7 protein-coding genes are annotated in these 13,115 nt (G+C 58.7%); 2 read left to right on the plus strand and 5 right to left on the minus strand.

From position 1 onward, the window contains the following. Window positions 1–82: 82 nt before the first annotated feature. Complete coding sequence (locus QPJ95_RS11395; RefSeq protein WP_270919459.1) at window positions 83–1,831, minus strand: adenylate/guanylate cyclase domain-containing protein; 1,749 nt, start codon at window positions 1,829–1,831, stop codon at window positions 83–85. Between the two features lie 651 nt (window positions 1,832–2,482). Here QPJ95_RS11395 and QPJ95_RS11400 point away from each other — a divergent pair. Then, window positions 2,483–3,196 (plus strand): trypsin-like serine peptidase, encoded by a 714-nt coding sequence (locus tag QPJ95_RS11400; protein WP_270919460.1) that lies wholly within the window; start codon window positions 2,483–2,485, stop codon window positions 3,194–3,196. Window positions 3,197–3,309: 113 nt separating this feature from the next. Here the strand turns inward: QPJ95_RS11400 and QPJ95_RS11405 are convergent, their stop codons facing one another. From QPJ95_RS11405 to QPJ95_RS11420, 4 genes are all read right to left on the minus strand, one after another. Continuing rightward, on the minus strand, window positions 3,310–4,479 hold the full coding sequence (locus QPJ95_RS11405) for an HlyD family type I secretion periplasmic adaptor subunit (protein ID WP_270919461.1): 1,170 nt from the start codon (window positions 4,477–4,479) through the stop codon (window positions 3,310–3,312). Next, the gene (locus tag QPJ95_RS11410) at window positions 4,476–6,671 is read right to left on the minus strand and encodes an ATP-binding cassette domain-containing protein (RefSeq protein WP_270919494.1); all 2,196 of its coding nucleotides are present in this window, start codon (window positions 6,669–6,671) and stop codon (window positions 4,476–4,478) included. The genes QPJ95_RS11405 and QPJ95_RS11410 overlap by 4 nt, the downstream gene beginning before the upstream one ends. Window positions 6,672–6,799: 128 nt before the next feature. After that, on the minus strand, window positions 6,800–8,104 hold the full coding sequence (locus QPJ95_RS11415; RefSeq protein ID WP_270919462.1) for a TolC family protein: 1,305 nt from the start codon (window positions 8,102–8,104) through the stop codon (window positions 6,800–6,802). 83 nt (window positions 8,105–8,187) lie between these two features. Continuing rightward, on the minus strand, window positions 8,188–10,446 hold the full coding sequence (locus tag QPJ95_RS11420; protein ID WP_270919463.1) for an Ig-like domain-containing protein: 2,259 nt from the start codon (window positions 10,444–10,446) through the stop codon (window positions 8,188–8,190). A 734-nt stretch (window positions 10,447–11,180) separates the two neighbouring features. Here QPJ95_RS11420 and QPJ95_RS11425 point away from each other — a divergent pair. After that, complete coding sequence (locus QPJ95_RS11425) at window positions 11,181–13,115, plus strand: PrkA family serine protein kinase (RefSeq protein WP_270919464.1); 1,935 nt, start codon at window positions 11,181–11,183, stop codon at window positions 13,113–13,115.

Genomic DNA, 13,115 nt, shown 5'->3' on the forward strand with positions numbered 1-13,115 from the left:
GTCTGCAAATCGGAAAACGGCGACGCCCTGCACTTGGGTGTCGCCGTTTTTGTTTCGGCCTCAGGCCTTGGTTGGCGGTGACTTATCGCGGCCAGCCAGCCATCTCCAGCCCGCTGCACAGGTGCTGCAGGTCGGCGTCATGTTGATAGTGAAGTGTCGCCAGTAACTGGTCCATCGAGAATTCGGGATCCAGCGCCTCCAGCGCCTGCAGCTGCTGTTCGGCGGCCCGTTGATCGTCCAGCCAACCGTGACAGGCGCTGGCAAAGGCGTGTTGTGCGGCATCCAGCGAGGGCAGATGGTCAAAGGCCTGCAGCGCGGCGTGATAATTCTTGCTGGTGAAATGAGCCTTGCCCAGATGGCTCCAGAACCGCAAGGGATGATGCGGGTTCAGGCGCATGGCTTTGGTGATCCAGTCAACCCCGGCGGCGGCATCGCCGGTCCAGGTGTACAGCTCGCCCATCTGCACCACGACCAGATCGTAATTGGGGTTCAAGGCCAGGGCGCGTTCCTGATGATAGCGGGACTGGGTGAATTTGTCGTGCATGATATCAATGGCCGCCAGTACCCGGTGAATGTCGGCGTCATTGTCGTCAAATTGAGCCGCCCGTTCGCAGGCCTCTTGCACCAGAGCAAATGTCGCGTCTTTGTCCTCGCACCAGCCATAGCCCCAGCCCTGCGCCAGGATGCAGCCGCGCCAGACATGGGCATGGGCATATTCTGAATCCAGTGCGATTGCGCGGTTGACCAGCCCCAGTGCCTTGGCGTTATCCTCGCGAGAGCTGCGGTGGTGCAGCACCTTGGCAACCAGCAGGCACTCGTAGGCGGCCATATTGCCGGGCTTTTTGCGGGCCAGCTGATCCTGTTGCAGGGCCTCGATGCGGCCGGGCAGGGTGGCAACAATGGCAGCTGTTACCTCGTCCTGAATGGCAAATATGTCATCCAGCGTCCGGTCATATTTCTCGGCCCAGATATGCGCGTCATTGGCGGTGTCGATCAACTGCACCGTCACCCGCAGTCGCTGGCCCGATTTGCGCACGCTGCCCTCGACCAGATACTGCGCCCCCAGTTTCTCGCCGACCTCGCGCAGGTTGACGGCCTGTCCCTTGTATACAAAGGTGGAGTTGCGCGAGATTACAAACAGTTCATGTCGGCGGCTCAACTCGGTCAGGATGTCCTCGGTCAGCCCATCGACAAAGAACTCCTGTTCCGGGTCGCCACTCAGATTGTCGAACGGCAGCACCGCAATCGAAGGCTTTATGGCCGTTCCGGGTGTTGGGTTTTGGGGATGCTCGTCCGGCTGCCCCGGGCTCTGAACACTTCCCAGCTCAATCTGATAGGCCAGGATCGGCCGGGTCATGTTTTTCAGATGTTGCTCACCGAGGTTCTGAAAACTCAGTTCCAGACGCCCGGAGACCTGATCATGCACTGCGGCTGAAACACAGATTTGCCCAACCCCGGCGATCTGCTCCAGCCGGGCGGCAACATTGACCCCATCGCCAAAGATATCGCCGTCCTCAAAAATGATGTCGCCCAGATTGAGGCCGATGCGAAATTCAATGCGCTGATCCTTTGCCACATCCTGATTTCGCCGTTGCATGCTGGTCTGGATTTTGACCGCGCATATCACGGCATCGGCAACGCTGGCGAATTCCACCAACATGCCATCGCCTGTGGTCTTGATGATATGACCCCGGTTTTCGGTGATGGCCGGATCTATAAGCTCCAGTCTGTGGGTGCGAAGCCGGGCGATGGTTCCGGCTTCATCAGCCTGCATAAGGCGGCTGTAACCGACCATGTCGGCAGCAAGAACTGCAGCAAGTCTTTGTGTCATGCGCTTCTCCCTGATCCACAGTATAGCCGAAAACGGCCTGCTTTTCCATGTTCCGGGCCCCCTGTCTGGTCGCTGCGGTTGCAGTTATAACATGGGGCTGGATTTCACCCTTGCCAGATGCTCGGCGCAGGCCGCTGCCGTTGCATGGCTTTTGGACGGTGTGCATGGAACCGAGTGGTGGCGCTGCAAACCGGAGCGGGTCTGGCACTGGCTGCGGCCAAAGGCATCCTCAGGCGTCGATCCGGCGGCGTTTGCGTTAATGAAATGCAACCCCCGTTAATGGTCTCACAGCCCGGGGCGAGCCAGGATTTTGCCGCACCTTGGGCCGGGCGGCCTGATTCTCTGGCGGCAAGGCGCCGCATAGCCACCGATTCGTTACCCAAATCTGGCAGAAGCCCTAATAACAGGGCGTGGCACGTTAAGGAATTCGGTCATATTTTATTGGTATTTTAGAAAAAGGTTAACGAACTGTGTGCTTTTTTCGCCAACACCCCTGTTTTACTGGCATATTGGGAAACAATAACCGGGGGGTTAGTAAATTGTTAATACTGTCACAATCTGTCCATAATTTAGTCCATCCTTTGCAACATTGGGCCTCATTCCAGCCCCACGCCTGAATGACCATGTCGATGTGGGAAATTGGAGTGGATGATGAGACTTCTAATTGGAGCGCTCGCTGCTTGCCTTATTCTGGCAGGGGCCGATGGCGCAACGGCGGCTGATCCGTCGAGAAATTTACAATCGGTACCTGGATGGGAAGCCGTTGGCCGGTTGAACATCGGCGGTCGGAACATGTGTACCGGTGCATTGATTGCACCAAATCTGGTGTTGACTGCGGCGCACTGCCTGTTCGACCAGAAAACCGGGCGGGCGGTCAATCCCAGCTCGGTCAAATTTGAAGCCGGGCTGAATGGGCGCCGGGTCAAGGCCTCCAGAATGGTGTCGCGGGTGGTTTTGCATCCCGACTATCAGTTCCGGCCTCAGGGACAGGCCCAGATTGGCTATGATATCGCTGTTTTGCGTCTGGATCGCCCGATCAGTAGCAGCGAGATCATGCCCTTCGCGATGGCTTCGGCGCCGCAGCGTGGCGATGCTGTTGGGGTTCTGTCCTATACTTACGTTCAGAACAACCGGCCAATGTTGGAACAGCCCTGCCATGTGTTGGCGAAGCAGGCCGAAACTCTGGTGATGACCTGCCGGGTTGAATTTGGCGCCTCTGGGGCACCGGTGCTTGCGGTCAATCCCGGTCAGGCCCCCCGCGTTGTTTCGGTGGTCTCTGCCAAGGCCGCGATGGGCAACAAACGGGTGTCCATTGGCACCACTTTGGACCGATCGGTGGAGATGCTGATACGTAGGGCTGGCTAGCGGGCCATCATTAGTCGCCGCGCCTGCTCAACACCAAAAAACGGCCTGCATCTATTGGGATGCGGGCCGTTTTCCATGTCAGCCCATAGGCGCCCTGTCGCATTTTGCCGGGCCTATGGTTCGCGAAACGCCTCGCGGGACTTATAGAGCGGTTTCAGCAGGTATTGCAGGATGGTCTTGGAGCCGGTCTGCAACTCGGCGGTGGCGCGCATCCCTGGCCGGATTTCGATATCCTGCTGGCGTTCGGTCAGATCTGACCTGTCGACCTTGACGGTGACCCGGTAATAGGGCGGAGCGCGCGGGTTGCGCTCATCTTCAAAGGTATCAGCCGAAATGAAATCGACAGTGCCTTTGAGCGTGCCATAGATGGTGTAATCATAGGCAGACAGTTTGATCGTTGCCGCCTGACCGGGCACCACACTGGCGATGTTCTCGGGCTTCACCCGGGCCTCGATAAACAGTTCCTCGCCCATTGGAATGATTTCCAGAATCTCTTCGCCGGGGCGAATGACGCCACCGATGGTGGTGACCGCCAGACTGTTGACGATCCCCGCCATCGGCGAGGTGATCACCGTGCGGTTCAGCTGATCCTGCGCCAGTCGCAGGTCCTGCCTGCGCGAGGTCAGCTCCTGCAGGGTCAGCGAGTACTCTTCGGCCAGATCCAGCTCTGCCTGAGTGCCGATCTGGTTGAATTTCAGCCGCGCGTCACTGACCGCCTGTTTGGACCGGTTGACCTCGATCAGGGCGACAATCTTCTTTTTGTAAAGCTGCTGCATATTGCCGAACTCGTCGAGCAACTGGTCGAGGATTTCGCGGGCGCCATCGCGGCGGCCAACAAAATCGGTCTGCCGCGCATTCAGCAGGGCTTTTTCCGAGGCGAGAATGTCGGGGGATCGTTGCAGCAGGGCTTCGGGCACAGTAAAATCATAGGCGCCTTGCAGCTCGGCCTCCAGCCGGTGTCGCCTGATCTCTAGTGCGTCGATCTGATCTTGCAAATCGTCTTTTGCGGCGCGGAATTTGGTGTCTTGCAGGCGGGCCAGAACCTGGCCGGCAGACACCGTGTCGCCTTGACGAACAGACAGTTCGGCCAGAATGCCACCTTCAAGGTTCTGCACGATCTGGGAGCGCGATGAGGAGACGACTTCGCCATCGGCGCGCACGATCTCATCGACCCAGGCCACTGCGGCCCAGACCAGAAACACCACCAGCGCCAGCGCCACAAGATAGATGATCCGACTGGCGCCCCGGCTTGATGCGGCTAGGTCGTCCTCGACCTGGCTCATTTTTTATCCCCGGCCGCGAGATGCGCCAGTACCTGATCACGGGGCCCGTCCACCACCATGCGGCCTGCCTGCAGGATCAGGGTGCGGTTGGTCAGCGACAGGATTGGCATCCGGTGGGTGGCAATGATGGCGGTGCGCCCTTGCAGCCAGATCTCCAGCCGGCTGACCAGAGTGCGCTCCAGTGTCTGGTCCAGTGCCGCAGTTGGTTCATCCAGCAAAACGATGGGCGGGCTTTGCAGCCAGAGCTGGGCCCAGCCAACCGACTGACGCTGGCCAATCGACAAGCCGCCGCCGCCATCGCCGATTTGCAGGTCCAGCCCCTTGGGATGGCTGCGCACATAGGCTCCAAGGCCGGCAAAATCCAGCGCCGCCATCAGCCGCTCGTCGTCGCGTTCCAGCTGGTTCAGGTTCAGGTTGCTGCGCAGGCTGCCGCTGAACAACCGCACATCCTGGCTCAAATAGCCGATATTGCGTCGCAGGTCGCGCGGGTCAATCTGCGACATGTCGGTGCCATCGATCATCACCCGGCCGCGGTCGGGGCTATAGAGGCCCGACAGCATCTTGAGCAGGGTGGATTTCCCCGATCCATTGGCGCCAAGAATGGCAATGCGCTGACCCGGAATAATGGCAATCCCTTGCACATCCAAAATGGGCGCGCCGTCTTCGTCATAGCGGTATTCAACGTCGCGCAGCTCAAACTTTCCCTGCAGAGATTGGCGTCGCAGATAGGTGCGATTGGTGTCTTTCTCCTGCGGTGCCAGGGCAATGGCATCCAGCGCCTCCAGCGCCGCCTTGACGTTGCTCCAGCGGGCCATGGTGCCGGCAAACTGGGTCAGGGGTGCCAAGGTCCGGCTGGTCAGGATGCCGGTGGCAATAATCGTCCCCACGGTGAATTCACCGGCAAACACCATGTAGGTGCCCAGTACCACCGCCGCGATATAGGTGATCTGCTGCACCCCCTGCGACCAGTAGGTCAGGGCGCTGGACAGGCGGCGTTGCTCGGTCGAGGACTGCGACGACAGCGCGTTCAGCTCGTCCCAGAGCCGCAGCATACGGTCTTCGCCGCGCTGGGTCTTCACGGTGTCGAGCTCGCTCACCACCTCGTGCAGCAAGCGCCCGGCCTTGGCATTGGCACCCTGTGTTTGCCGGGTCAGGGCAATCATCCGCTTTTGCAGGAAATAGGCGGGCAGCAGCATCAGGATGCCGCCCAGGATGAGAACCCAGACAATTGGCCCGGCGATCGAGGCCACCAGCAGCAGGAACACGGTGATAAACGGCACATCCGCCAGGGTGGCGATGGTCGAAGAGGTAAAGAACTCGCGCACCGAGCCAAAGTCGCGCATCGCGGCAAACAGCCCCGAGGGCGGCATCGGTTTCTTGTCGGACCGCATCCCGATCAGGCGCTGCATCAGGTTGCGCTGAACGGAGAGTTCGATCTGGCGGCCCGCCGCATCGGTGAGACGGGCGCGGGCCAGCTTCAGGCTGGCCTCCAGGCCAATGGCGAGAACGGCGCCGATGGCCAGAACCCACAGGGTCGCCTGCGACTGGTGCGGGATCACCCGGTCATAGACCTGCAGCGAGAACAGCGCCACCGAGACGGCCAACAGGTTGGAGACCAGCGAGCCCAGCATGATTTCCCCCACCTGACGGCGGTATTTGGGGAATTCGCCCCAAAACCAATGATCATTGGACAGTTTGGGGCTGTGACGGGCTGCGATCTGCTTTAGCGAGGCGCGCCCGGTCAGGGTGGTGCCGCTGAACACCGGGGTGAAATCGCTGACCGACACCTCGGCCCGGTTGCCCGCGCAGGTGGTGTCAAAAATGGTCAAGACGTCATCATGCTGCGCCAGCACCAACACACATTGGCCGCCGCTCATCATCGTCAGCGCCGGCCAGGCCTCGGGGGTAACCCGGACATTGTGGCTGATCCTGGGCTGAATGCCGGTTGTTTCCAGCGCCTTGGCTAGCAGCTCCAGAGAGACCTCGCCGGGGCTGTTGACCCACAGGTATTCGCTCAGGTCGCTGATCGGGACCTCGGTGCCCTTGAGGGCGGCAAATGTCGAGATCAGCGTGGCGCGATGTTCTATGCGGGCCGCTGTGCCCTCGATCAGGGTATTGACCTCTTGCGCCTCGGCCTCATTGGCGGCGGCCGCTGGGGCCTGCTCAACCTGTCGAAGCGGTGCATTTGCCACAGATTGATCCGAGGGGGCAGAGCCGACCCGACCGATCGCCAGGCTGGCCGCCTTGGCCTGTTTGACAACGCCGGCGCTGCCGACTGCAATTTTACCAATCGCGGTTGATTTTTGATCGTGGGGCTTGGTCAAAACATGTCTCCATCGGCCAGCACCCCTAGATCACGGCCCAGTTCCAGCTGGATTAGCAAAACTTGGTACTTCGAGTCGATATGGGCCTGTTCGCGCTGGATCCATTCTTCGTAGATCGCCACCACATCCAGCACCGATCGCTGCCCGGCATCAAACTGTGCCTGAAACAGACGATAGGTCTCATAGCTGCTGCGGGCCAGCGCCGCCGCTTCGCCCTGTTGACGGCGATACGAGGCCAGCCGTCGGGTTTGGCGGCTATAATTCCGCCGCGCATCTTCTTCGGCTTCGGCAACTTGCCGTTCCGCGGTCTCGCGGGCCGATTCAATGGCTTTCAGCAGGGCAGGGGTCCCCAGTCCCAAAGGCGTCGCCAGATCCAGCGTCAGCCCGGCACCGGAGCCTTCGGTGGTGGCGGATCCCGCCGCCGAGACCTGCGGCAGTAGCCCGGCCCGCTCGACCTTGGTCTGCGCCACCGAGCGATTTGCTTCGGCACTGGCCTTCAGGACGGTCAGGAAACGGGTGCTGTCTGGCGGGGTTCCCAGGGACAGTCTGCTCGGCGCTGTTGCGAACTCCTGACCGGTCAGGGCCTTTAGCTCTGCGCGTGAGGTGGCGGCGGCCTCATGTGCTGTGGCGCGGGCCGAGCGCATACCGCCAATTTTGCTTTGCACCACCCGCAGATCGGCACGGTCCGAGACGCCGCCCTCGACCCGGCCAGTGACGATCCGCTCAAACTCCATCATCTGTTGCAACGCACGACTGCCAAGCGCCGCTTTCTCGTCGCCCTTCAGCGCCGAGACATAGAGCGCAACTGCGGTCTCAACCCGATTGTTCATGTCAATTGACAGATTGACCGCAGCGACTTCGACATCTGCGGCGGCAAATTCGCGTTCTGCTTTGCGGCGGCCATTGTCAAACAACACTTGCTCTATCAGAATGCCGGCCACCAGATCGCCCAAGCTTGTCAGGCTGACCGATGGGCCGATAGTGGGTAGCCAGTTCTTTGATTTTGCCTCGGCGCGCAGTTTTGCACTGGTCAACTCGGCTTCGGATGACCGCGATGACGCAGTGATGGCCGCCAGTCCTACAGTGCCGTAAGAACTGCCCTGCTCCAGAAATGAACGCCGGTCCAGAAGCGCGGCAATCACCTCTGACCCCTGTTCCCCATCGGCCTGGGTGAAGCTGCTGGATGGCGCGGTGGCCGTCTCTGTTTCAGAGCCAGTCTCATTCAAGAACGGGAAGGTTTCCGCGCAGGCTGACAGGCTGCATAACAGGGCTATCGCGCTGATATGTCGTCGCAAATGCATTCCGCCCTCTTGCCTGTATGCCCATAGGCGTAGTGTTGGGCCTGACCGCACAATACGCGCCGTCAGACCAGATAATCAGATGATCAGATGACCACGGTGATGTCGTCTTCGATCATCAGCGTCACGCCATCGCTGCCGATGGTGTAGACACTGTAAATATCACCATCAATGGTCTGGTCGACACCGGTATCAACACCATTCACCAGGGTGACTGTATCGGTATCAGTGTCGCCGCCGTGAATCGTCAGGGTGTCCGAATTGCTGGACAGAGCTTTGACATCCGCTTCGTTCAGGGTCAACGTGACATCTGTTGAATAGCCAAGATCCAGAGCTTCGATATCGAACTGCGACAGGCCGGAATTAGCGATGGTGGTCCCATTGCTGGCGCCATTTTCGAGGATCAATAGGGTGCTGGCGCTATTGCCGGCGGCATCACTGCCGGTCACCACAAGGTGAGTGCCATCGGGAATGGCGGTCCCAAAGAGGAACCTGGTGTCCGAACCTTCGATACTTTGTGTTGCAGGCGGGGAGCCGATGGTGCCGCTGCCGTCCAGTGTGTTCACTGTATAGGTGTCAATGTCGCCCAGAATTTTGATGGCGTCGACATTGTCATCGTTAAAGGTCACGTTTTTCAAAGTCGGATCGGCCAATGTATCAACCGCCAGCGGCGCCGTTGTGGTGTAGGTGTTGCCTGCCGCATCGGTGGCCGTCACGCTGACCGTGGTGCCATACTCCCCCGAAGCAATAGCTCCGGATTCGAACAGGGCCGACCAGTTGCCCGATGAATCGACCGTTGCGCTGCGGCTGACCCCATTCACCGTTACCACCACACTGGCGCCGGGCTCGGCATTGCCGGTCAGGGTTACTCCGGCTTGGGATTCAGCCTGATTGACGATATTGTCGCCACCCGCACGGCCTCCGTCGATACTGGCATAAGTGCTGGTGTCGATCGCGACTGTGCTTGAGGTTCTGGCTGTGTTGCCCGCCAGATCAGTCGCATCTGCGGAAATAGTCGCGTTATACGTTCCAGAAGGAATCTCGGCAGATGTGAACAACGAGGACCAGTTGCCACTCGCGTCTGCCGTCACCGTATGGCTGGCGGTGCCCAGGGCGACAACCACAGTGGCACCGGCCTCGGCGGTTCCGGTCACGGTAACGCCAGCGCTTTGCTCGACGCCGTTGATGATATTGTCGCCAGCTTGCGTGGCGCTGATGCTGACCGAGGTTTCGGTGTCAATCTGCACCGAATGTGTTGAGGTCGAGCTGTTGCCGGCGGCATCCGTGCTGGTGACTGAAACCGTGCTGCCATAGGTTCCCGAACTGATGGAGGCGGCGGCGTAGCCAACTGACCAGGTGCCGTTGCTGGCCACAGTGGTGGTTTGGGTCTGGCCCTGAAAGGTCACCTGGATTGACGCATCGGCCTCACCGGTGCCCGTCAGCATTACGCCGTCCGAGGCTTCGAATGCATTGATGACGTCATCGCCTTCAACGGTGTCAAAACCGATAGCGGGGGCAATTGTGTCCACCACCAGAGTATCGGTGGTGGTGGTGCTGTTGCCGGACGCATCGGTGGTCACAATTGTGATTGTGGTATTGTATTCGCCGGTCAAAATCTCGCTGCTGTCAAAGGCAATCGACCAGCTGCCATCACCAGCCACAGTGGTGGTCCGGGTGGTGCCATTGATCTCAAGCGATACCGTGGCGCCGGCTTCACCGGTGCCCGAGATGACGGGGTTGTTGCTGTGCACCGTCGCATTGACAAGATCACCCGTGGATAGGGTGCCCGCAGTGATATCCACCGTCGGAGGGGTTGTGTCAGAGCCGCCACCGCCACCACCACCGCCGCCGCCACTGCCGCCGATAACGGCTGCACCGCCGACCACGGCCGCGCCTGCGGCACCGGCGCCAAGGCCACCGAACAGCGGCGCCGCCACCAGCGGGGCAATCACCGGTTCAATGCGGTCGATGTCAAGGAACACCATCTCGTCATAGGCGCTCCACTTGCCGGCCAGGTCCAACGGCTCGTACGAGGCAAACAGCATCCCCTGGGCGCGGTCTTCCAGCACGACTTCAATGAAGTTGCCTTCTTCGCTCAGGAACAGGTTTTTGCCACCGGTTGCGGAGGTGTTGTAATAGCTGTCCAGCACCAGCACTTCGCCATTGGCCAGCGTGATGTGTAGATCGGAGCCCCGGCGGGCATAGCTTTCCACATCCGAAGGGCTGAGATTCAGCGATACATCTTTTGTGTAGGTTGTATCAAGAATAGAAGGGGTGCCCTCGGCGAAATTGCCGTGCTGCTTGGTGCCCGTCATGTCACGGACGATGTATCCGACAGTGCTCATTGTATTACCGCTCGCTAATATACCTAATATCCGCAGCAATGCAGTTTAGGTGCCTGGTTAATTTTTTGCTCAACAGCCGTCTTTGCGGCCCATTTTTGTCTAGTATGAGACAATTTTCGGTCAATTGTCTATAGTTTGGATGGGCCTTCTTAACCCAACGCAGGCCGCGTCGTGGTTTCTATGTCGCGTTTTGGTTGACCTTTAGGGGAAGTGTAGCGATTTTGCTTCACCAGTTACCAAAAGGTTAATTTTTAGGCCGTGGCGACTTGAAAACTGTCACCGTCCCAAATGGGCCAGATCACTTGGCTAATTCCGCCCAACGCGGGTTTGATCGCCTGGCCGCAGGAGCTGGCTGCAGGGCCTGGCCGGAGGGCTTGGCAAACCCGCCAATGCTCTCTGTCTTTGGGGCTGCCCGGGCTTGTGTCGCTGAATTGTGAACAAACGTTCTATTAAAACTTTATGGAAATTAAGGAAAACTACACCAACTTTAGATAATAAGGTCTGCGTTATAGGGTGTTATGTTTTGGCCCAGAACGCGACGCTAAAGACCCATTTCAGCACGCAGATCACTGCTGGATGGCACTCTCTTCAGCATGTCGATCGCCGACCGCGGCACCGAGCAGATTTAGATGAAAGAATGATGCGGACGCGGCATGGCCCTCAGGTCGGGCGCAGTCTGTCCGTGCATGGCTTTCCCCACGTAGGGCAGTCGCAATCTAGGAGGCCAGTATCAAATGAAAGACCTTGCCGAACTTTTTGCCGAGCAGTACGGCGAAACGCGCGAACAGGAAATGTCGTTGCAGGACTACCTGAACGGGTGCCGCGACGATACCAGCCTTTACGCCAATATTGCAGAGCGGATGCTGAAGGCCATTGGTCAGGAAGAATTGGTCGATACCTCCAAGGACATCCGGCTGGGGCCGATTTTTCAGAACCGCACCATCAAGCGATACGCCGCCTTCAAAGATTTCTACGGCATGGATGACACCATCGAACGCATCGTTGGCTTCTTTCGCTATGCCGCTCAGGGTCTGGAAGAACGCAAACAGATCCTTTACCTGCTTGGCCCGGTTGGCGGCGGCAAGTCGTCGCTGGCGGAACGGCTAAAGCGCCTGGCCGAGGATGAACCGATCTATGTGCTCAAGGCCGGAGACAAAATATCGCCGATTTTTGAATCACCCCTGGGACTGTTTGATCCGGTGCGCATGGGCAAGATATTGGAGCAGGAATATGGCATTGCACGGCATCGCCTACCCGGGCTGATGTCCCCTTGGGCGGTGCTGCGGCTGGATGAATTCGAGGGCGATATCAATAAGTTCTCGGTTGTGAAGCTCTATCCATCGCGACTGCGCCGGATCTGCGTTGCCAAGGTCGAGCCCGGCGATGAGAACAATCAGGATATTTCCACTCTGGTGGGTAAGGTTGATATCCGCATGTTGGAACATTTCAGCCAGGATAACCCGGACGCCTATAGTTTCTCAGGCGGGCTGAACCGGTCAACTCAGGGCGTCATGGAATTCGTCGAGATGTTCAAGGCGCCGATCAAGATGTTGCACCCGCTGCTGACCGCCACCCAGGAAGGCAATTATATGGGCACCGAAAGCTTTGGTGCCATCCCGTTCAACGGCCTGGTGCTGGCCCACTCAAACGAGTCCGAATGGCAGAACTTCAAGAACAACAAGAACAACGAGGCCTTTATCGACCGCGTCAGCATTATCAAAGTGCCCTATTGTCTGCGCGTCAGCGAAGAGGCGATGATCTATGAAAAGCTGTTGCACAACAGCGAGCTAAAGACCGCGCCCTGTGCGCCTGAGACGCTCAAGATCCTCAGCCGGTTCTCGGTCCTGTCGCGGCTCAAGCCGCATGAGAACTCCAACCTCTATTCCAAGATGCGGGTCTATGACGGCGAAAGCCTGAAAGACACCGACCCCAAGGCCAAGACGGTGCAGGAGTATCAGGACCGGGCTGGCGTCGACGAGGGGATGACCGGGGTGTCGACACGGTTTGCCTTCAAGGTGCTCAGTTCGGTGTTCAACTTCGACACCGAGGAACTGGCGGCTGATCCAGTGCATCTGATGTTTGTCCTGGAGCAAATGGTCAAGCGCGAGCAGTTCCCGCAGGAAACTGAAGTGCTGTATCTTGAATTCATCAAGACCGAACTGGCTCCCCGCTATGAGGAATTCATCGGCAATGAAATCCAGAAAGCCTATCTCGAGAGCTACTCGGAATACGGTCAGAACGTGTTTGACCGCTATATTTCATACGCCGATGCCTGGATCGAAGAACAGGATTTCAAGGATCCCGACACTGGCCAGCTCTATGACCGCGATGTGCTGGACAACGAGCTTAGCAAGATCGAAAAACCGGTGGGGATCGCCAACCCCAAGGACTTCCGTAATGAGGTCGTCAAATTTGCGCTGCGCCACCGTGCCAATACCGGACACAACCCGGCGTGGAATTCCTATGAAAAGCTACGCGATGTGATCGAACGGCACATGTTCAGCCAGGTTGAGGAGCTGCTGCCGGTGATCAGTTTTGGCAGCAAGAAGGACAGCAAGACCGAAGGCAAACATCTGGAGTTTGTCGATCGGATGCGGGGCCACGGCTATACCGACCGACAGGTGCGCCGTCTGGTCGAATGGTACATGCGGGTCAACAAGGCGGGGTAA

The sequence above is a fragment of the Parasedimentitalea psychrophila genome, assembly GCF_030285785.1.
In the GTDB taxonomy this organism is placed as follows: domain Bacteria; phylum Pseudomonadota; class Alphaproteobacteria; order Rhodobacterales; family Rhodobacteraceae; genus Parasedimentitalea; species Parasedimentitalea psychrophila.